22 protein-coding genes are annotated in these 22,480 nt (G+C 27.4%); 19 read left to right on the top strand and 3 right to left on the bottom strand.

The features are described 5' to 3' along the window. Positions 1-41: 41 nt before the first annotated feature. Positions 42-245, bottom strand: a complete 204-nt coding sequence (locus AABJ49_RS03505; RefSeq protein ID WP_338376131.1) for a twin-arginine translocase TatA/TatE family subunit — start codon at positions 243-245, stop codon at positions 42-44. A gap of 129 nt (positions 246-374) precedes the next feature. Between AABJ49_RS03505 and AABJ49_RS03500 the strand changes: the two genes are divergently transcribed. From AABJ49_RS03500 to rfbD, 9 genes are all read left to right on the top strand, one after another. Further along, positions 375-1,244 carry a M23 family metallopeptidase gene (locus AABJ49_RS03500; RefSeq protein ID WP_338376130.1) on the top strand — a complete coding sequence of 290 codons (870 nt, stop codon included), beginning with the start codon at positions 375-377 and terminating at the stop codon, positions 1,242-1,244. 163 nt (positions 1,245-1,407) lie between these two features. Further along, positions 1,408-2,895 carry a GH3 auxin-responsive promoter family protein gene (locus AABJ49_RS03495; protein ID WP_338376129.1) on the top strand — a complete coding sequence of 496 codons (1,488 nt, stop codon included), beginning with the start codon at positions 1,408-1,410 and terminating at the stop codon, positions 2,893-2,895. Positions 2,896-3,037: 142 nt separating this feature from the next. Further along, entirely contained in the window at positions 3,038-3,901 is an 864-nt protein-coding gene (locus AABJ49_RS03490; RefSeq protein ID WP_338376128.1) for a carboxypeptidase-like regulatory domain-containing protein, read from the top strand. Between the two features lies 1 nt (position 3,902). Beyond that, entirely contained in the window at positions 3,903-4,793 is an 891-nt protein-coding gene (locus AABJ49_RS03485) for a hypothetical protein (protein ID WP_338376127.1), read from the top strand. A 33-nt stretch (positions 4,794-4,826) separates the two neighbouring features. Next, positions 4,827-6,515, top strand: a complete 1,689-nt coding sequence (locus AABJ49_RS03480; RefSeq protein WP_338376126.1) for a hypothetical protein — start codon at positions 4,827-4,829, stop codon at positions 6,513-6,515. Positions 6,516-6,520: 5 nt separating this feature from the next. Then, on the top strand, positions 6,521-7,480 hold the full coding sequence (locus AABJ49_RS03475; RefSeq protein ID WP_338376125.1) for a hypothetical protein: 960 nt from the start codon (positions 6,521-6,523) through the stop codon (positions 7,478-7,480). A gap of 1 nt (position 7,481) precedes the next feature. Then, on the top strand, positions 7,482-8,345 hold the full coding sequence (gene rfbA / locus AABJ49_RS03470) for a glucose-1-phosphate thymidylyltransferase RfbA (RefSeq protein WP_338376124.1): 864 nt from the start codon (positions 7,482-7,484) through the stop codon (positions 8,343-8,345). An 84-nt stretch (positions 8,346-8,429) separates the two neighbouring features. Beyond that, on the top strand, positions 8,430-8,981 hold the full coding sequence (gene rfbC / locus AABJ49_RS03465; protein ID WP_338376123.1) for a dTDP-4-dehydrorhamnose 3,5-epimerase: 552 nt from the start codon (positions 8,430-8,432) through the stop codon (positions 8,979-8,981). Continuing rightward, positions 8,975-9,829: a dTDP-4-dehydrorhamnose reductase gene (gene rfbD, locus AABJ49_RS03460; protein ID WP_338376122.1), complete on the top strand. Its 855-nt coding sequence runs from the start codon at positions 8,975-8,977 to the stop codon at positions 9,827-9,829. Before rfbC ends, rfbD begins: the two co-directional genes overlap by 7 nt. Here the strand turns inward: rfbD and AABJ49_RS03455 are convergent. Continuing rightward, positions 9,826-10,563 (bottom strand): class I SAM-dependent methyltransferase, encoded by a 738-nt coding sequence (locus AABJ49_RS03455; RefSeq protein ID WP_338376121.1) that lies wholly within the window; start codon positions 10,561-10,563, stop codon positions 9,826-9,828. The two genes, rfbD and AABJ49_RS03455, sit on opposite strands and share 4 nt — an antisense overlap. A 5-nt stretch (positions 10,564-10,568) precedes the next feature. Beyond that, complete coding sequence (locus AABJ49_RS03450; RefSeq protein ID WP_338376120.1) at positions 10,569-11,516, bottom strand: glycosyltransferase family 2 protein; 948 nt, start codon at positions 11,514-11,516, stop codon at positions 10,569-10,571. A gap of 162 nt (positions 11,517-11,678) precedes the next feature. Here AABJ49_RS03450 and AABJ49_RS03445 point away from each other — a divergent pair, with 162 nt between their 5' ends. From AABJ49_RS03445 to AABJ49_RS03400, 10 genes are all read left to right on the top strand, one after another. Continuing rightward, positions 11,679-12,641, top strand: a complete 963-nt coding sequence (locus AABJ49_RS03445) for a glycosyltransferase (protein WP_338376119.1) — start codon at positions 11,679-11,681, stop codon at positions 12,639-12,641. Positions 12,642-12,643: 2 nt separating this feature from the next. Beyond that, entirely contained in the window at positions 12,644-14,473 is a 1,830-nt protein-coding gene (locus AABJ49_RS03440) for a glycosyltransferase family 39 protein (protein ID WP_338376118.1), read from the top strand. Between the two features lie 52 nt (positions 14,474-14,525). Next, positions 14,526-15,080 carry a hypothetical protein gene (locus AABJ49_RS03435; RefSeq protein ID WP_338376117.1) on the top strand — a complete coding sequence of 185 codons (555 nt, stop codon included), beginning with the start codon at positions 14,526-14,528 and terminating at the stop codon, positions 15,078-15,080. Between the two features lie 89 nt (positions 15,081-15,169). Beyond that, complete coding sequence (locus AABJ49_RS03430) at positions 15,170-15,703, top strand: hypothetical protein (RefSeq protein ID WP_338376116.1); 534 nt, start codon at positions 15,170-15,172, stop codon at positions 15,701-15,703. After that, entirely contained in the window at positions 15,693-16,961 is a 1,269-nt protein-coding gene (locus AABJ49_RS03425; RefSeq protein ID WP_338376115.1) for an oligosaccharide flippase family protein, read from the top strand. The genes AABJ49_RS03430 and AABJ49_RS03425 overlap by 11 nt, the downstream gene beginning before the upstream one ends. Positions 16,962-16,964: 3 nt before the next feature. Further along, the gene (locus AABJ49_RS03420) at positions 16,965-17,642 is read left to right on the top strand and encodes an acyltransferase (RefSeq protein ID WP_338376114.1); all 678 of its coding nucleotides are present in this window, start codon (positions 16,965-16,967) and stop codon (positions 17,640-17,642) included. After that, positions 17,642-18,865: a hypothetical protein gene (locus AABJ49_RS03415; protein WP_338376113.1), complete on the top strand. Its 1,224-nt coding sequence runs from the start codon at positions 17,642-17,644 to the stop codon at positions 18,863-18,865. The genes AABJ49_RS03420 and AABJ49_RS03415 overlap by 1 nt, the downstream gene beginning before the upstream one ends. 11 nt (positions 18,866-18,876) lie before the next feature. Continuing rightward, positions 18,877-20,043 carry a glycosyltransferase family 4 protein gene (locus AABJ49_RS03410; protein ID WP_338376112.1) on the top strand — a complete coding sequence of 389 codons (1,167 nt, stop codon included), beginning with the start codon at positions 18,877-18,879 and terminating at the stop codon, positions 20,041-20,043. Positions 20,044-20,083: 40 nt separating this feature from the next. Then, positions 20,084-21,193 (top strand): DUF1972 domain-containing protein, encoded by a 1,110-nt coding sequence (locus AABJ49_RS03405; protein ID WP_338376111.1) that lies wholly within the window; start codon positions 20,084-20,086, stop codon positions 21,191-21,193. After that, positions 21,135-22,469, top strand: coding sequence for an O-antigen ligase family protein (locus tag AABJ49_RS03400; RefSeq protein ID WP_338376110.1), 1,335 nt, complete (start codon positions 21,135-21,137; stop codon positions 22,467-22,469). The genes AABJ49_RS03405 and AABJ49_RS03400 overlap by 59 nt, the downstream gene beginning before the upstream one ends. Positions 22,470-22,480: the final 11 nt, after the last annotated feature.

Raw genomic sequence — 22,480 nt, 5'->3', positions numbered from 1 at the left:
AATTGGAATTTGGGATTTTATTTTTTGGAATTTAAAAAGAACTACTCTTTCGTAGTCGTTTCGTCTTTTTTAGAATCTTTATTTTCTTCTTCCTTCATAGCGTTTTTAAATTCTTTAACACCACCACCAAGGCCTTTCATCATTTCCGGAATTTTTTTACCACCAAAAAGCAATAAAATAATAACCACAATTAATATAATTTGTGGAGTTCCAATCATACCTAAAAATATAGCTAATGCATTCATTTTTCAAAATTTAATACTGCAAAGATAAAAAGAAAATAACAAATGCTACTTTTTTAACTAATAATTATCGTAAAGCTAAACCCTTAACAAAGCATAATTATTATATTTGTAAAACAAATCTTTGCTAGAATGCCACAAAAAAAAATTAAAAGACAAGTTTTAAAGAACAAATTATTCAATAAAAGAAGATTAGTAATTCTTAATGAGGATACTTTTGAAGAAACGTTCTCGTTAAAATTAAATTTAATGAATGTCTTTGTGGTGGTGACTCTTTCAGCTATTTTTTTAATTTCCATCACAACCTACATTATTGCATTTACACCACTTCGCGAATATATTCCTGGTTATGCTTCTACTAAATTAAAACAAGATGCCATTGTTTTAGCTATAAAATCAGATTCATTGCAGAATAATGTTGAACTAAATAATAAATACATTGCTTCTATCAAAAAAGTTTTAGTTGGTGAGTTAGAATATGCTAAATTGAATAAAGATTCTCTACAAAGCAATACGATTGCCAAAGCTGAAGATTTTGATGTAAAAACTACAAAAGAAGAACAAGAATTAAGAGAACAAGTAGCTATTGAAGACAAATACAATGTGTTTGACAATGCAAAGCCTAAAGTAAATTTCGTTTTATTTCCACCCACAAACGGAAAAATTATTAAAAATTACAACGCTGCATCAAAAAACTACGGAATCGAAATTGCAGTTGCCAAAGAAACTCCAATCAAAACCGTAGCTTCTGGAACCATTTTATTTACAGATTGGACACCAACTTCAGGATATGTAGTGATTGTTAGACATGAAGACGAATTAATTTCTGTTTATAAAAATATTTCATTTCTTACAAAATCAGCAAGAGATAACGTAAAATCAGGAGAAGTAATTGGTCAATCTGGAAGCACAGAATTTCAAAACAATAGTGGAAATTTTTATTTCGAACTTTGGAAAGAAGGCTTCCCAATAAATCCAACGCAATATATTAATTTTCAATAATGTTTTTAGGAGCTATTTCCAGCCATTCATTGCAAGTTTTTTGCAAAAAACGTGTTTTTGTAAGTCATAAAAAGAGCTTCCTTTGGTCGCTTTTTTACAACTACAAAAACTACATTTTTTCACAAAAAAGCTTTCCATTGCTGTCTGGGCTAATTTACAAACTATGAGTATAAAAAGTTTCGCAGCAAAAATATTTGCCAAAAGCATCCATCAAAAAACACAAAAGTGGGTTTCAAAACCAGTGGAAACTCAACAAAAAGTGTTTTTCGAATTAATCAACCAAGCATCTGAAACCCAATTCGGAAAAGACCATAATTTTTCGCAAATAAAATCACATCAAGATTTCGTAAACAAAGTTCCAGTAAGAGATTATGAAGGTTTAAAAACCTATGTTGATAAAGTTGTAAAAGGAGAACCAAACATTCTTTGGAAAGGAAAACCACTTTATTTTGCCAAAACATCAGGCACAACATCAGGAGCCAAATATATTCCATTGACCAAAGAATCAATGCCTTTTCACATTCAAGCCGCTCGAAATGCTATTTTAAGCTACATTCACGAAACAGGAAAAGCCGATTTTGTAGACGGAAAAATGATTTTCTTACAAGGAAGTCCAATTTTAGAAGACAAAAACGGTATAAAACTAGGTCGTTTATCCGGAATTGTAGCTCATTTTGTACCAACATATCTACAAAAAAATAGAATGCCAAGTTGGGAAACCAATTGCATAGAAGACTGGGAAACTAAAGTCAATGCAATTGTTGAAGAAACCATAAATGAAAACATGGCAGTCATTTCTGGAATTCCTTCTTGGGTGCAAATGTATTTTGAAAAACTAAAAGAAAAAGCGAAAAAACCCGTTGGAGAAACCTTTAAAAACTTCAATTTATTTATTTATGGTGGAGTTAATTATGAACCTTACAGAGCTAAATTCGAAAATTTAATCGGTCGAAAAGTAGATTCTATTGAATTATTTCCAGCTTCAGAAGGATTTTTTGCTTATCAAGATTCCCAAACAGAAAAAGGAATGTTATTGTTGTTAAATTCAGGTATTTTCTATGAATTTATAAAAGCCGAAGAATTTCATAATCAAGATGCAAAACGATATACAATCGGAGAAGTTGAATTAGGAATCAATTATGTATTAATCATTTCTACAAACGCTGGACTTTGGGCATACAATATTGGTGATACAGTTCAATTTACGTGTTTAAAACCATACAGAATTATAGTTTCTGGAAGAATAAAACATTTCATCTCAGCTTTTGGAGAACACGTCATTGCTAAAGAAGTTGAAAGTGCCTTACAAGAAGCTGTTGAAAACACTGAAGTTCGAGTTAATGAATTCACTGTTGCACCACAAATCAATCCCACTTCAGGTTTACCATATCACGAATGGTTCATAGAATTTGAAAACGAACCTAATAATTTAGATGAATTTGCGTTAAAAATCGACAATGCCATGCGAAAGCAGAATGTATATTACGATGATTTAATTGTTGGTAAAGTATTGAGAACAATAGTAATTTCAAAAGTACCAAAAAATGATTTTCAAAACTACATGAAATCCATTGGAAAACTTGGTGGACAAAATAAATTACCAAGATTGAGTGATAATAGAGAAATTGCTGATAAGTTAGGAAGAGTATAGATGAGAGAAAATAGAAAAATGATTCTGAATCAAGTTCAGAATGACAGAATATGAACGTTATATTTTAAAAAGCAACGTTCTTACAAACTAAAAACCTAATCTTTTTTCAAGCTGAACTTGATTCAGCTTCTAAAATAAATATATGAAACAAACCCTTATTTTATTATTAATCTCACTTTCCCTTTCTGCCCAAGTAAAAGGTGTAGTTTTGGATAGTATTTCAGGTAAACCTATTGCTTATGCAGCAGTTTTATATGAAAACTCAAGGATAGGTGTCAACACAAATGAAAACGGAAATTTTATTTTGCCACACAAAGATTCTTTAAACATAATTCATGTTTCTAATTTGGGTTATTTTGATAAAAAGATATCCAAAAGTTCAGATTTAATTATAAAACTTGCTCCAAAAACGTATGAATTAAATGAAGTTATTGTTACAGATAAAAAAAATAATGAAGAAATTATTATTGGTGAAATTAAGAAACCTAAAACGGGTTATAGTAATGGAGGAACATCACACATATGGGCTAAACTTTTTAAATTTGAAGATAAATTTTATGAATTCAAGTATGTAAAAAATATTAGCTTTATGACAAAATCTAGAGTAAAAGACTCTAAAATAAAGATACGAATATTTACAACAGATTCTTTAGGTGAAATCGAAAATAATTTAATTAATGAAGACATTATCATAACTTGCAAAAAAGGTAAACATATTCAAATGATAGACGTTTCAAAATACAATATTTTATTTCCTGAAGAAGGATTAATGATAGGTTTTGAAAACTTAATTATTGAACAAAATAAATATGAGTTTACCTATACAATGGAAGGAAAAAAAGGAAAATTTAATGGTATAAGTTACGAACCTAGTATAAAAGGTTTTTTTAATAAAGAACCAACCGTTTATTCTATTACCAAAAACAAAGCCTATTTATTTACTGCAAAACCAATAAAAGAAAAAGATTTTCATGATATGAGTATTCAACTCACTTTAACCAACTAAAATGAAACAAATAATTCTCCTATTACTAACCACTTTTTCCCTTTCAGCACAAGTAAAAGGGGTTGTTTTAGATAGTATTTCAGGCAAACCTATTGCTTATGTTGGAGTATTTACTTCTAAACCAGAATTAAATTTTTCAGCAGATGAAAAAGGTGAATTTAAAAAGAAAAATTTTAAGAAAACAGATACACTTTGGTTTTTTACAACGGGTTACGAAATAAAAAAAGTATTGGTCAAAGACCTTAAAAGAAAAACTTATCTTACTCATATTCAACTCTTAAAGCAAGAGATAATAATAGCAAGTAAGAAAAATAAAACTTGGTTTGATTCATCAAAAGAAGATTATAGCCTTAAAAAAGATATTATAAAAGCCACAAGTTTAAAAGCCTATTATCTAAATGGAATAAAGCCCACAGAAAATGAAAAAGTTATAATTGAATCAATAAATGTAATGGCTTTAAATATTTCAGATAAAAAAGCAGTATATAAAATCCGTTTTTTTGAATCAGATTCAGTTCAAAATATAGGAAAAGATATAACAAACAATTCAATTATTGAAATTGTCGATTCAGTTAAATCAGAACCATTAACACATGTTGAAGGTAATCTTTTTAAACAAAAAAGAAAAGGGTTTTCTTTTGCTAAAATAAACCTACTAGAGCATCAAATCATAATACCAAAAGAAGGCTTATTTGTTGCCTTTGAAATAATAAACATTGAAGATAATTTTCAAGTTTTATCAGGAAGTAAATCAGGTAGCATCATGCCTTTTATTGATCTTTCAAAAAACGAAACAAAAACATATAAATTTGAAAGAGGAAATTGGATATTAGAAGATGAACCAAATTATTTACCTAAGATTAAAATTTCAATAACTCAACAAGAAAACTAAAAATACTATATTTGCAGGTTAGAAATACAATACATGAAAGAAATTAAAAACATATCACGTTCAAGAGCTCAAGAATCTTCTGCTGCCATTGAACGTTTATATATAAGTATGCGTCACCTTTTTAACAGAGGTTTTTACAAACCAATGGGAGTTTCAGGAGAAACATTGCGTGAGGCATTATTATCATTACGTCCAGAAATATATGGAAGTATTGCCGAAGAAAAAGTTGAATTAAGTGGTTTATTATACGTTATAGAAAGACTTCCTATTGGCATAGAACAATGTCGTTTTATCAATTTAACTTCAGATGAAGGCTATTCTAATTCGCATTTTACACCAATTGTTCCTCCAAAAAGAAGAAGAAATTGTTACAGAATTGACGACGAACAAATGAATGTGGAAATCACTCGTGGTCGTTCTGATATTTATGATATTTTGACACATTTGACTTTTATTTTCATCGAATCTCACAAAATTAAAGATAGAGTTTTAGTAGATGAATCTGGAGAACTAACTCGCGATTGGCAAAAATTAGAACAAATGGTTTTTCAGAACAAGAAAATGACTGTTGTGGAAAGAGAAAAAGCCATTTCACATATTTCGAGTGTTTTGGGTAGAACTTTTGCAGAGGTTCAAAACATTTATCCTGATTTTTCTACACCAGAAGCACCAGAACGCTTTTTGCACATTGTATATTGGTTAGGAAAATTAGCCATTGAAGAAGTGGTTTTAAACAACAAAAGAACCATAACTTTTAGTCCAATTTTAAGGGAACGTTTAGGGCATCATATTTATGGAGAAATTTGGGCAAACAACATTAAAGAAGTTTTACAAAAAAACAATTTAATTGGAAGACCTATACACATCATTAGTGCGAATATGCATAGTGTGATGAATTCAGTATTTGCTGAACCTGTAATTGGAAAAAAATACAAAGAAGCTACAGAATTTCAGATTTTTGAAGACTTAAGTAGTTCTAGCAACAAAGATTTACGAAAAAAAGTCGAAGATTACGCGCTTAAAAACGGTATGATTTCTTTACCTGACACTTCAGGAACTAACATTGATGTTCAGATTTTTGATACGGCTCAAATTGATTTTAAAAAATCAGCTTTTCAATCTGCTACATTTGAAAAAGAAAAACCTGTTTTAATCGTAATGGATTATGCATTTGGAGAACAAGCCTTTGAAACCATTGATGAGTTATTGAAACCTTATAAAATAGATAAAACAAAAATATTTTTAAACGTAGAGTCAGTTTCCATAATGGGGAAAGCAGGAATTCTTGAAGGAGGAAAAGGAGATATTATGATTCCAAATGCTCATATCAATGAAGGAACGGCAGATAATTATCCTTTTGAAAATGAGTTGACTAAAGAAATGTTTGAAGGAAACAGTATTCCAGTTTTTGCTGGACCAATGGTTACTGTTTTAGGAACATCACTTCAAAACAGAGACCTATTAAAATTCTTTCACGATTCAACTTGGGAAGCAATAGGTTTAGAAATGGAAGGAGCTTATTACCAAAAAGCAATTCAATCGGCATCAAAAATTAGAAAAAGTATAAATCCAAACGTAAAAGTTAGATATGCTTATTACGCTTCAGATAACCCATTAGAAACAGGAAGCACATTAGCTTCAGGAGGTTTAGGAACAACAGGTGTAAAACCAACCTATTTAATTACTATAAAAATTTTAGAACAAATATTTAACACAAAATAAGAAACATGAATACAAATTCACAAGACCAAGAATTAGACTTAGGTCAATTGTCAAAAAAGATAGGAGATTTTTTTCAAAAACTTATCGATGTTTTTTTTGATTTTATATTATTTATAAAAAGAAACATAATTATAGTAGCTGCACTTTTTATAATTGGTATTGTTTTAGGATATTTTCTAGATAATAAAACAAAAGTCTACGATCATGAAGTAGTGGTTTTGCCAAATTTCAATAGTGTTGATTATTTATATGCTAAAATAAATTTAATAAACGCTAAAAGAAAAGAAAATGACACTCTTTTTTTAAAATCTATTGGAATTAAAGAGCCTAAAAAGTTCAAATTAATTGAAATTGAACCAATTATTGACGTTTATAAATTCATACAAGAAAAAGAATCAAATTTTGAACTAATTCAATTAATGGCTGAAGAAGGTGATTTAGAAAAAATTCTAGAAAATGAAACTACAGCAAAAAATTATTTGTATCATTTAATAAAAATTAAGACTAGCAAATCAATTAAAAATGAAGATCTAATAACTCCCATTTTAAAATATTTAGAAACTTCTGAATACTTTTCGAATGTAAAAAAAGAAATGCAATTGAGTTTAAATTTAGAAATAAAATCTAATGATGAAACACTTAAACAGATTAATGACATACTAAATGAGTTACCAAAACAGTCAAGTAAATCAACTTCTGTTTACATCAGCGAAAACAATCAATTAAATGAAGTTATTAATTCAAAAGAACAGTTAATAAACAAACAAACCTACAATAGAGTTAGACTCATTAATTATCAAAATATAATAAAAGAGGTAAGTTCAACCTTAAACATCAAAGATACAGAAGGAACAAATGGAAAACTTAAAATAGTATTACCAATTTTATTTGTCTTCTTGTTTATGATGATAGTTTTCTTTAGAAAATTTTATAAAAAACAAATGAATAAAAGAAATTTAGCATAATATGAAAGGAATAATTCTAGCAGGTGGTTCAGGAACAAGGCTTCATCCATTAACTTTGGCAGTAAGTAAGCAATTAATGCCTATTTACGATAAACCAATGATTTATTATCCTTTGTCAACTTTAATGTGGGCTGGAATTAATGAAATTTTAATTATTTCTACGCCTCATGATTTGCCATTATTTCAACAATTATTATGTGATGGAAAAAAATTAGGTTGTCGTTTTGAATATGCTGTTCAAGAGAATCCTAACGGTTTAGCAGAGGCTTTTATTATTGGAAAAGAATTTATTGGTGATGATAAAGTTGCTTTAATTTTAGGAGATAATATATTCTATGGAACTGGTTTAGCAGAATTACTTCAAGCGAATAATGATCCTGAGGGAGGAATAATATATGCTTATCACGTACATGATCCAGAAAGATATGGTGTAGTAGATTTTGACAAAGAAGGCAATGTGCTTTCTATTGAAGAAAAACCAGAGCATCCAAAATCACATTATGCTGTTCCAGGAATTTATTTTTATGATAATTCAGTAGTTGAGGTTGCAGCAAATATAAAACCAAGTCATAGAGGAGAATTAGAAATAACAGATGTTAACAAAGAATATTTAAAAAGAGGAAACTTAAAGGTTAGTATTCTAGATAGAGGAACCGCTTGGTTAGATACAGGAACCTTTCAATCTTTGATGCAAGCCGGACAATTTGTTCAAGTAATAGAAGAAAGACAAGGTCTAAAAATTGGAGCAATTGAAGAAGCAGCTTATAAAATGGGATTCATTGATGCTAATCAATTAAAAGAATTGGCTCAACCTTTACTAAAAAGTGGTTATGGAACTCATTTAATGAGTTTGTTAGAAAAATAGATATAAGAAACTAAAACAAAGTGCAAAGAAATAAGATTTTATAATTTTAAAATTGATTTTTTGCCATTGTAATTGTCATAGAAAATGAATTTTATAGAAACAAAATTAGAAGGATGTTTTATCATTGAACCAAAAATAATCAAAGACGAAAGAGGTTATTTTATGGAAAGTTTTAATGAAAACACTTTTGCAAAAGGAATTGGTCATAATGTTCATTTTGTGCAAGATAATCAATCATATTCTTCAAAAGGAGTTTTAAGAGGACTACATTATCAAACAGAAGAACATGCTCAAGCAAAACTAGTTCGTGTTTTGCAAGGGGAAGTTTTAGATGTTGCTGTTGACATTAGACCAGAATCTAAAACCTATGGACAATATGAATCTGTTTTACTTTCAGCAGAAAACCAAAAACAATTTTTTGTACCAAGAGGTTTTGCACATGGTTTTATTGTGTTAAGTGAAACAGCTACATTTTTCTATAAATGTGATAATTTTTACAACAAAGAAAGTGAAGGAGGAATTAGCTACAAAGATTCATCACTGAATATAGATTGGCAATTTCCCATTGAAAACTGCATTATTTCAGAGAAAGATCAAGATTTACCAGAATTAAAAAACGCGAAAAAAGTATGGTAATTTTAGTAACAGGTGCAAATGGTCAATTAGGACAAACACTCCAATCAATTGCTGAAAAATATTCAGATATAGAATTTGTATTTTGTGATTCAAAAAAGCTGGACATCACGGATTATGATAATGTAAATGCAGTTTTTGATGAATTTATCCCAAATTATTGTATAAATGCAGCAGCTTATACTGCAGTAGATAAAGCTGAATCAGAATCTGATAAAGCATATGCAATCAATGTTTTAGGTTCGCAGAATTTAGCTAAAGTGTGTAAAATGAACAATACTGTTTTATTGCATGTTTCTACAGATTTTGTTTTTGATGGTACTAAAACAACTCCATATACTGAATTAGATGAACCAAATCCAACAGGAGTTTACGGACAAACCAAACTTGATGGAGAAGATGCAATTAGAGAACTTTGGGAAAAGCATTTTATCATTAGAACTTCATGGGTTTATTCAAAATTCGGAAATAACTTCATGAAAACTATGTTGCGTTTAGCTTCTGAAAGAGAAGAATTATCAGTAGTGAATGACCAAATTGGAACACCTACAAATGCAGTTGATTTAGCAGAAGGTTTAATAAAAATCTGTACAACCTACAACCTACAACCTACAACCCAAAATCTTTTCGGAATTTACAACTTCAGCAACGAAGGTCAATGCTCATGGTTCGATTTTGCCCAAAAAATATTTGAAATTAATAATATTACCATAGATTTACATCCAATTCCAACAACAAGTTATCCAACACCTGCAGAAAGACCAGCTTATAGTGTTTTAGATAAATCAAAGATTAAAAAAACATTTGGTATTCAAATTAACGATTGGGAAACTAGTTTAAGAAATATTTAATTTCTTTTTTTAGCAATACAAAAAGTACTGACTCCAAAAGGGAAATTTATCATTTTTAATAGTTTATTTTCAAAAATTAAAAGTTGGAGTAAAGTATTGTTTAGGAAAGAATTTCCAATTGTAATATCACTTTCTCCTGATTTTTTTTGATGGAATATTGATGAAATTTTTCTAAAAACATAAACAGGAATAAACAAGAAGAAGTTCCAATAACTAGATTTAATAATTTTTAGATTTTCATTTTCTATTTTTAATCTTAATTCATTTTTTTTGTAACGTCTATAATGCATGTTAACTTCATCATGATAACTCCATAAACTCATAAAAGCAGGAACAAAAACGTACATTTTACCGTTTTGTTTTAGTAAACTTTCCCAATTATTTAGAGCTTTTGTATCGTTTTCTAGATGTTCTAAACAATCCGAAGCTACAATAATATCAAACTTTTCTGTTAAGGTGATATTTTGAGCATCCATAACAAAAGTATTGGTTAGACCATTTTTCTTGCTATTAGAAATGGCTTTTTCACTGATATCAATTCCATATAAATTAATAGAATCAAAACCTAAATTTTCCAAATCTTTTAAGAAAACACCAGAAGAACAACCAATATCCAAAATTTTAGAATCTTTAGGACTATTCTTAAGTAAATCAATTAAATATTTTCTTCTTGATTTAAACCACCAATGATTGGTTTCAACATCATGGTATTTTTTTTCAAAATTTTCTTCCATATCTTTTAGTCGATTTTTTTATCAATAAAATATCTTGGTCTTTTTTTAACTTCTGAATAAATTTTACCAATATATTCACCAATAATTCCAAAACAAAAAAGTTGCACACCACCTAAAAAGTACATAGGTAAAACTGTAGATAACCAACCAGGAACATAATTGCCAGTATATAGTCCAAAAAGAGCATAAGCAGACATAATCAAACATAAAAAGAAGATTACAAAACCAATAATTGTAACCAATCGCAAAGGATAATTGCTAAAAGAAGTAATTCCGTTCCAAGCAAAAGACATCATTTTTAAAAATGAATATTTTGATTTTCCTGCCAATCGCTCTAAACGATCATAATACACAACACCTTGATTAAAACCGATAGTTGGAATAATACCTCTTAAAAACAAGTTGACTTCTCCATATTCCTCTAATGCATTCAAAACACGTTTACTACAAAGTCGAAAATCGGCATGATTATATACCAGATTAACCCTCATTTTTTTCATTAACTTATAAAAAAGCAGCGCTGTATTTCTTTTAAAAAAAGAATCGGTTTTTCTTTCTTTTCGAACACCATAAACTACATCTGTTCCTTGAGAAAACTTACTAATCATTTCTTCAATAACCGAAATATCATCTTGTAAATCAGCATCAATCGAAATTAAAGCATCAGCCTCATTTTTATAAGTAAGTAAACCAGCCAATAGAGCATTTTGATGGCCTACATTTTTGGCTAATTTTAAACCTTTAATATTTGTAAAGTTATTAGAATTGTCTTTAATAATTTTCCATGTATTATCTACACTACCATCATCAATAAATGCAATAAAACTATTTTCAGAAATAATATTTTTAGATATTAAATCTTTAATAATTGTGTTTAATTGCATTGAAGTTTGATTCAAAACCAATTCTTCGTTGTAACAGGGTGAAATTATGCCTAATATTGGTTTATGCATTTATGCCAATTTGAATTTAAGAGCAAAGTACAATTTTTTTGTTATTTAATATTCAAAAAAAACGTATAAATTTACACGGATTTTTTATTTGATTATTTTATAAAAAATCCAAAAAACATTACTCTTAGAATTAATATATGAGTATGAAATAATCAATAAAAAATGAAACAAATAAAAAAAATATATTGTTTAACTCCAGTTTATAATGATTGGGAAAGCTTAAGTATCTTAATAAAGAATATAAGTAAAGTCCAGAAAGACTATTTAGATCAATATGAAATATCACTGCTTGTTGTAAATGATGGTTCAAATCAAGAAAATAATGATTTTGATTATGACATTTCTACTTCTATTTTAAATCTAAAAATCAATGTTGGACACCAAAGAGCTATAGCAATTGGCATTCAATATATTTATAATGAAATAAAAGATATTGACTATTTGGTTGTAATGGATTGTGACGGAGAAGATAAGCCAGAACATATTACATGCTTAATTGAAAAAGCTGAAGCAGAATTATCAAATAAAATTATTTTTGCCCAAAGAAAAAAAAGACAAGAGTCAACTCTTTTTAAAACAGGCTATTTCTTTTATAAATATTTATTTTATTTTTTAACAGGACAACGTATAAATTTTGGAAACTACAGTATAATTCCAAAGAAGCATTTAGGAAAAATTGCAAATCAAAGTAATATTTGGAATCATTATTCTGGTTCTGTGATTCAATCAAAAATACCTTTTGATAAATTATTATTAGATAGAGGAAAAAGGTATAAAGGAGTTTCAAAAATGAATATGAATAATTTGATTATTCATGGATTAAGTTCAATTGCAGTTTACTTTGATTTTCTTTCTTTAAGAATATTAAAATTTTCTTTATATGGTATTGGAGTTTGTTTCATTAGTGTAATGTATATTTTATTTCAAAAAATTTTTACTGATACAGCCATTCCTGGTTGGGCATCCAGTTTAATACTAATAATATCAGGAATAATTTTGCAATTATTCTCCGTTACACTTATAGTTTTGCTATTACAACTAAGTACTAGAAAAAACATCACTGCACCAAACGATAAAATCTACTTAGAATTCATTGAAAGTACTACTGAATTAACCAAAAAATAATTATGTTAAACAAAATAAAAAATAACTATATCTTAATTGCAATATTAATTTTTGCAGCAATATTACGTATTTATCATATAGATTTTCAAAGTATATGGATTGACGAAATACACACAATGATAGAATCAGATCCCAAATTAAGTTATTCTGAATTTTATGAAATCATGGCTTTTAGAGAACAAATGCCTCACTTATATTTTCATATAACGAGAATTGTTGCATATGTTTTTGGACATTCCTCATTTGCAATGCGAATGATTAGTGCAATAATTGGTGTTGCTAGTGTTTATGCAATTTATTTATTAGGAAGAACTATGCTTTCTAAAAAAACTGGAATAATTGCAGCACTTTTACTATGTGTAAATTATTTTCATATTTGGTATTCACAAGAAGCTAGACCATACGTATTGCTATCATTGTTTACAATATTGTCCTTTTATAGGTTAATTCTTTTCATAAGAGATAATAATTTAAAAAATGCTACATATTTTGGAATTTTTGCAGCATTAATGATAAACACTCATTTTTTTGGACTGTTTGTATTGGTAGCTCAAGTTTTAATCCTTGTTTTAGTATTATTAGAGAAACCTAAAAGCGAAAAAATACCATTTATTAAAAAAACAATAATTACAGGTTTTTTAATACTACTATTATGGTTGCCTTCTATAAAAATATTCTTTATAGTTACTAAAATAAAATCATTTTGGATACAACCACCTGGTTTAGATGTCTACACACAGTTATTTAAAGATTTATTTGGAGGAGCAGAATCACTGTTGTACATAGTATTTGTGTTAAGTTTATTTTATTTTAATACCACATTTAATAAAAAATCCAAAAAACATATAGAAGATAACAAAAGTCTTTTAAGTTTTTGTGTATTAACTATTTGGATATTTATAACTTTATTTATCCCTTTTCTAAGGTCATATTTAGATATACCAATGATAATAAGTAGATATTTTATAAGTGTTTTACCTGCAATTATATTAATTTTAGCTATATCAATTACAAATATAAAACAAGTAATCATTCAAAGAATTATACTTTTAATTTTTGTCACAATATCATTAACTGATTTATTGGCTGTAAAAAATTATTATAATACACCATCTAAAACTCAATATGAAGAGCTTACAAAAAAAATCATTGAGAAAAACACTTCAAATGCAATTGTAGTATCTACTTGGGCATGGCACTTAAACTACTTTTTTAAAAACGACTCAATTAATACTAATACTAGAGAGCAAAAATTACAGGATTTTGTTGACAACATGCAAACTCAAAAAACTAGAGAAGTTCCATTCTGGTTTATCGGAGCTCATTTTCAGAATTATGAACTTACAGAAAAATCCGAAAACTATTTAAAAGAGAATTTTAATTTAGTAGAAGATTTTAGTTATTTTGATTGTTGGACTAAATATTATGTTCCCAAATCAGATAAAAATTCAGATAAAAATTCGATAAGATTAGATATGTTTAAAACGGCTACATTTGACGGTATTGGAAACATGATTTTATTTGAAAATACTGAAAAAAAATCCACATTCATTACATTAGAAAAAGGAGAATATGATCTAGTTGTTAAAGGAGTTAGTTTGCCTAAAAACCCTATAGATAATGAAAACGCACACCTTGTTTTTAAGATTGATGATACAGAAATTGCTAATGTTTATTTAAGTAACCTTGAAAATAATTTAGAAGAAAAGTTTTCTTTTTCAAATGATTTAGATAGAAAGGTTCGATTTAAAATAATTTATGATAATGACATCGTAAAAAATAGTCAGGATAGAAATGCAATATTAAATTATATTAAACTTGAAAAAAAATAAATAAATATTAAAAAAAAATATACTTTTGCTCAAAATATTTAATTTAGAAACAATGAAAAAAAGTCTATTATTTTTAATACCAGTTTTTTTTGTATTTATTGTTAGTTCATGTAAAAAAGAAACTTCTACAGAAACAAAAGAAGAAACATCAAAAGACACTAATTTAAAAGAAAATTTTATAGTTGAATTTGATGTTATTAGTCTAATACAAGATGATTTTGCAGTATATTATACTGAAGACAAAACTATTAATTTTACTGCAGATAAAGCTATATGGAGAGGAGTAAAAGCACAACCTGAAAGTCAAAAAGTTATTGTAGAATTTCCAGAAGAAATTTTACCTACTAATATTCGTTTTGATTTTGGTATCAATGAAAACCAAGGAGATATTATTTTAGAGAAATTTAAAATTAGTTATTACGGTAAATCATTTGAAGTTAAAGGATCAGAATTTTTTAATTATTTTGTGAAAAATGAAGCAATTAACACTAAAATAGACGAAGTTAATGGAACAATCACTTTCCTTAAAAATAACGAAAAGTTTACAACACCATATTTTTATCCTAATCAACCAATTTTAGATGAAATAGTTAAAATAACTAATTAAATTAGTTCAAAAGAAAATGAAAACCACAAATTAATTTATAGTTTGTGGTTTTTTGTTTTTTTAAAGTAATTTTGTTTAAATTTAATCAAATGCAGAAACACTTTATAAAATCTATTTTTCTTGTCATTATTTTGGCTCTGTTTACATCTTGTAATGGAGATAAAGATTCCAATAAAGTCATCATTAAAATTGAAACCGTTATAAAAGAAAATGACTCAATTAGAGTTTTTTACACTTCTGACAACTCCATAGATTTTAAAGAAGAACAAGCTGTTTGGAAGAAAACAGATGGTTCAATTAAAAATCAAGAAATTGTAATCGAAATTCCAAATAATATTTTACCTAATCAATTGAGAATAGATTTTGGAAATAATATTTTGAATCAAGAAATTGTTTTAAATAAAATTTGCGTTTCCTATTTAGAATCAACTTTTGAAGCCAAGGGGGAAGAAATATATTGGTATTTTAGACCGGATGAAAACAACACCACTTTAGACAAAAATAACGGAGTTTTAAAAAGAAAAAATCCTAGACAATTAAATGGACCTTCAATTTATCCAAAGGGAGATAAATTAAAAGAGCAGTTAAACAAACTTTATAATAAGGGAGCTAATGCTAAATAGAATTACTTCAATTTTATTTAAAAATAAGCAATTTCATAAGCTCTCTGTTTATGGGTTTGGACAGTTGTTTAATTTGGTTACTCCTTTAATTGTTGTTCCTTATATAGTAAATATTTGTGGTGAAGAAAACTTTGGAAAAACAGCCGTTGGAATGGCAATTGCTTTTTTTTTAATTGTTTTCGTTGATTATGGTTCAGATATAGTTGGTGTGAGAGAAATTTCTATTAATCGAGATAATCATGCCAATACCGAAAAAATATTTTTAACAACCTATGCCGTTAAGTTTGTTATTTTAATGGTTGTATTATTGATTGCAACGCTATGTTTTTTTTATATTCCGTATTTTAGAAAAGAGAAAATACTATTTGTTTTTAGCTTATCTGTTTTAATAGGACAGTTTGTAAATCCAACATGGTTTTTGCAAGGTGTTGAAAATGTAAAATGGATTACATTATTAAACATAATTTCTAAAGTAATTTATTTAACTGGAATATTTTTAACTGTAAAAGTTGTTGAAGATTATATTTATATCAACCTTTGGTGGGGCTTGGGAATGATAATTGCCAATTTATTTGTACTACTTTTAATTTTTAAAAAGTATAGTTTTAATCTAAAAGTTGTATCATTTCTAGAAATAAAAAAGCATTTGAAAAATGACTTTTCTATGTTTTCTTCTCAAATTTTTGTTTCGCTCCAACTCTATGCTCCTGTAATTATGGTCAGTTATTTTGGTAGTAATTTAATGGCTGGTCAATATAAAATTATCGAACAGATAATTGTAATATTTAAAACATATATATTTTTATTCTTCAACTTTATTTTTCCAAAAGTTTGTTATGAAGTGGAACACACTCCAAATGTAGCTTTCAGAAATTGGAAAATTTATAACGGCTTAAACTTTCTATTTGTATTAACCGGAATGATTTTTTTCTACGTGTTTTCTTATGAAATAGTCTCTTACTTTAATCCAACGAATAGATACTTCTTAAGTGAATTGTTAGAAGTTGCTATTTTTATTCCATTATTAATGGCAATTTCTACACCATTGAAACAATTAGTTTTAGCCTTTAATTATAAAAAATTCTACATTCGATTAACAGCTATAATGGTCATTATTAGTCTTTTATTAATCAGATTGGTTATTCCAAGTTATGAAGTGTATGGTGTACTCTATTCACTAATTTTTACTGAGATCATAATAATTATATTTTATTTATCTTGCGTAAGAAAAAATACTTTAAAAATAAGTAGTAATTAAGCAATGATTAAGTCAATAGTTCAAAGATTAATAAGTAAAACAGGTAAGTCATATACCATTGACAAGGATATACCAGTAGGACTTATTTACCATACACTTTTTTTGCGGTTAATTATGGTTATTAGAGGATATTTGTTTTTACAGAAAAAAGTATTTGTGGGTAAAAATTGTACTTTTTTAAATAAAAGTAATATTGTTTTTGGTAAAAATGTTACTATAGAAAAACATACCCGACTTGACGGTTATGCCAAAGAAAAAATAGAATTAGGAAACAACGTAAAAATTGGAGCTTATTCAAATTTATTATCTACAAGCCATTTCTCAAAATACGGGAAAGGATTAAAAATGGGAAATAATTCTGCTATTGGAGATTTCACACATTTTGGAGCACCAGGAGGAATTGTAATTGGAGATGATGTAATAATGGGTTCATACATTTCTTTTCATTCAGAAAACCACAAGTTTCAAGACACTTCAAAACTAATCAGAGAACAAGGTGTTACTTCTAAAGGAATAACCTTAGGAAATAATATTTGGGTTGGTGCAAAAGTCACATTTTTAGATGGTTCAAAAATAGGAAATAACTCGGTAGTTGCTGCTGGAGCTGTTGTGAATGGAGAATTTCCAGATAATGTTGTAATTGGTGGAGTTCCTGCAAAAATATTAAAGCATATCGAATAATGAAGATAACCATACCAAATAATTTTTTTTATCAATTCATATTTTTTTTATGCATCGCTATACCCTATCTGGATCATTTTGAATTGACAATTAGTACTTGGACAATTGGGGTTTTAGTAACAATTACTAAATCATATTCAACTTCAATTTTAAAAATTACAATACCTTTTTTTATTGTATTCTTTATTGCACTATTTGTAATGTTTTTTCACGATTATGAAAAATATTATATCATTAGGGATGTTACTTATTTGTTTAAACCTATAATTGGTTTTTTTATAGGATATCAAATTTGCAAAAGAACTCTTCAAAACGGCTTTAAACTTTTAATCAATACAGGTTTTATAATAGCTATCATTCACATCTCGGTTGTTCTTTTTGCGGTTGTAGTTTATGGAATTAGAACAGTGAATGACATTAGAGAATATGGTGGTTATTTTAGTGATTATGAAGTGTATATTTTAGCAATATTAATTTTTCACAAAAAGTTTCAATTAAACTATACCAAAAAACAAATTCAGCTTTTAATTGCAATAATTGGTTTTTCAGTATTTTTATATTTAGCAAGAACCAACTTTTTGCAATTACTAATTCTAGTGGTTGCCATGAAAGGTTATTTTAAAATTACTAAGCAATCAATTTTGGTATTTACCTCTATAATATTGTTATCAATAATAGGATATTCAACAGTTTTATATATAAACCCAAAGCGTAATGGTGAAGGAATTGAAGCATTTTTATATAAAATTAAAGTAGCACCATCAGAAACTTTTAAAACTAAAATTAAAAGAGATGATTATAAAGATTTTAATGATCATTATCGTGCTTACGAAAATATTATGACTGTAAGACAAGTTTCAAAAGGAGGAATTGTTGATGTCATATTTGGTAAAGGACTTGGTTCTAGAATAGATTTAAGACAAAAAGTATATCTTGGAGATATGGAATTGAGATTTATATCTATACTTCACAATGGCTTTATGATTGTTTTTCTAAAATCAGGGTTGTTAGGGTTGTTAATATTTTTTTATACAATTTACTTTTTCTTTAAAAAGAGAAAAAGCAATAATGAACTCATTAAAAACATTAACTTATTATTTATTGGTACAGGAGTCTTTTTAATATTATCAAATTGGGTATTTCTTGGATTTTATAATTTAATTGATACTAAAACTATATTAGTAGGATTTTTAATTTGCTATAGAGAAAAAATAATTGAATAAACAAAACATCAATGAAAAGTATTCTTTTTATCCATCAATCTGCAGAATTATATGGTTCTGATAAAACCATACTAATGTTTATTTCTAGTTTAGATAAAACAAAATATTTGCCAATAGTTATCCTTCCTTTTGATGGTCCTTTAAAAGAGGAGTTTGAAAAAAACAATATTAAGGTAATTATATCACCGGTTTTAAAACTTTATCGAAAAATGTTTACACCAAGGAACATGATAAAGTTCTTTAAAGAATACAGAGAAGGTATAAAAGCACTTGATAAGTTACACAAAGAATATGATTTTAAACTCGTTTATTCACACACTTTAGCTGCTTTAATTGGAATTTCTTTTGCCAAAAAAAACAAAATCAAACACTTGTGGCATGTTCAAGAAATTATTGCTAAACCAAAGATATTTAACCTTTCTTTCAAGAAAATTTTAGGCATAAAAAGCAATCACAAAATCATTTATGACTCAAAAGAAACCATGAATTTTTGGATAAAAGGAAATGAAACGTTAACCAAAAAATCAGATTTTATTTGGAACGGATTAGATGTAAACCAAAAAAGTATTACTTCTCTTGAAACAATTAAACAAGTAAGAAACGATTATTTTGAAGTAAATGAAAATTCAACTGTCATTGGTTTAATTGGACGAATTAATAGCTGGAAAGGGCAACAATTATTATTAAAAGCATTTTGTTTAATTGCCGAAAAGCAACCAGAAGCTAAGTTGGTTTTTATTGGTTCAGCACCACCAAATCAAGAGTTTTTTGAAAGAGATTTAGAAAATAAAATAAAAGCCTTTAAACTAGAAGAAAGAGTAAAAATTATACCTTTTCAGAATAATATTTGGCAATTTTGGGATTCAATCGATATAGCAGTAGTACCGTCAACAGAACCAGAACCGTTTGGAATGGTAGCTATAGAAGCAATGATGTCTAAAAAACCAGTTATAGCAGCCAATCATGGAGGTTTAACAGAAATTGTAGTACCTAATAACACAGGAATTTTATTTGAACCAAATAATGAAAACGCATTAGCTGATGCTTTAATTGAATTATTAAAAAGTTCAGATAAAAGAAAATCATTTGGTGAAGAAGGTTATTTGAGAGCAAACACACATTTTTCATTAAAAAACCATGTAGATAAATTTGAAAAAACATTTGAAGAACTTATCTAATTAAAAAAATAAATATATTTTTGCCTCAAGTTATAAAACTATGAAGATAGCTATTCTTGGAACAAGAGGTATTCCTAATTATTACGGAGGTTTTGAACAATTTGCAGAATTTTTTTCAGTATATTTAGTAGAGAAAGGACATGAAGTGTATTGCTACAATTCACATAATCATAAATATCAAGAAAAAACATTTCATGGTGTAAACTTAATACATAAAAACGATCCAGAACACAAAATGGGTACTTTTGGACAATTCATTTATGATTATAACTGCATAATGGATTCACGCAAAAGAGATTTTGATATAATTTTACAACTTGGTTACACAAGTAATTCCATTTGGTTTCCTCTTTTACCTAAGAAATCGATTGTCATAACAAATATGGACGGAATTGAGTGGAAACGCTCAAAATATTCAAAACCTGTACAACAATTTCTTCGTTTTGCAGAAAGATTAGCGGCTATTAGTAGCGATTATTTAGTTTCAGATTCCATAGGAATAAAAAAATTCTTAAAAGAAAGATACAAAAAAGACTCAACATATATTGCTTATGGAGCACATCCGTTTAATAATCCAAACGAAAATGTAATTAAAGAATATAATGTAGAAAAAGAAAACTATAACATGATTATGGCTCGTTTTGAACCAGAAAATAATCTTGATATGGTTTTAGAAGGTGTTGTTTTAAACAAAGAAGATGATACACCTATTTTAGTTGTGGGTAATCATGAAACAAAATATGGAAGTTATTTGAAAGAGAAATTTAAAAACCACAAAAACATAAGATTTATGGGTGGAATTTATAACTTAGAACATTTAAATAACCTTCGTTATTACTCTAAATTTTATTTTCACGGACATTCAGTTGGAGGCACAAATCCTTCATTGTTAGAAGCGATGGCTTCAAAAGCTTTGATTTTAGCACACAATAATGATTTTAATAAAGGAGTTTTAAAAGAGAACGCTTATTATTTTTCTTCACCCGAAGAAGTTAAAAAATTACTTCAAACTATCAAAAAAAATGATAACTTGCAGTTTATTGAAAACAACTATGAAGCTATCATTAAAGATTTTAATTGGAATAAAATAAATGGGCAGTATTTACAACTTTTTGAAGAATGTTTTAACCGACATACAATCGGAAAATAAAGAAAATAGTTCCTTCCTTTTTTTATTGTTACTATTTGTTACAATTCCACTTTCTTTAGGGTTGAATAATGTTTCTCTAATTTTATTTTTAGGATCAGTTTTACTAATTTTAAAAAAGAAAAGCTTCATTTTCTCAAAAGAGCTTTTTTTACCTATACTTTTATATATTTTAATGCTTCTCTCTTATTTTTGGAGTATTGATAAAGCGTTAACAATAAAGGCATTACCAAAAGAAATTGCGCTATTATTAATTCCAATAGCTTTTATGGTATTACAGCCAATTACAGAAAAATTTAAAAATAAAATTTTAAAATACTATAGCTTTTCAATAGTTTTAATTGTGGTTTATTTTTTAATGAGAGCTGTGATTAGATTTTTCATTTTAAAAGACATAAGTGTTTTTTTCTATCATGGAGAATACGATAATGACATAGGATTGGTTTCTAAAGAGTTAAATGCAATTCATGTTTCTGTCTTTGTAGCAATTGCTTTTTTCTATTTTTATGCATCAACAAAAATTTCAACTTTTAACACAATAATTTCATTAGTTTTATTTGGGTTTATTGTTTTGTTATCCTCTAAAAACATCATTTTAGTATTCATTGTATTAATACTAATTCACTTTTTCTTTTTTTCTAAATCAGCTAATAAAATGCGATTAAGAAATGTTTTCCTTTTTTTAATTATAATCGGATTTGTGTTTTCGTTTGGAAAGATAAAAGAAAGATTTCAATTAGAGTTTCAAACCAATTCAGATAAAAGCTTGAGTAGTAATGTAATTAAAGGACTACCAGAAGGAGTTCATAATGTCAGTATTGCAGAAGCTTGGACAAATGAAAAATTTACACCTAATGATTTTTTTCCAGGCACAGCTTTTAGAGTATATCAAGCCAGATTATTTTTTGAGTTTTTAAAAGAGGATAATATTTTTTGGAATGGATTTGGCCTTAATGCTTCGTATAAAAAAATGGAAGAGAAAGCAGTTTATTACAATGTTTTTCAAGGCACAGAAGAAATAGAAGGCTATCAAAAAAAGAATTTTCATAACCAATATTTTCAAGTTTTTGCAGAGTTAGGTTTTTTAGGAATTACACTTTTAATGCTAATGTTGTTATTTAACCTTAAAAATGCTATTAAACACAAAGATTTTATTCATATTGCTTTTGCAGTTCTAATGATTAGCTTATTTTTGACAGAATCTTTTTTGTGGAGACAAAGAGGTGTAATGTTTTTTACACTATTTTACTGTCTTTTTAATAGTACCAAAAAAGAGTAAATATCAATAAG

Source organism: uncultured Flavobacterium sp. (assembly GCF_963922255.1).
GTDB lineage: Bacteria > Bacteroidota > Bacteroidia > Flavobacteriales > Flavobacteriaceae > Flavobacterium.
Note: the sequence above shows the minus strand (reverse complement) of the source record. Positions and strands in the feature narration are given on the sequence as shown.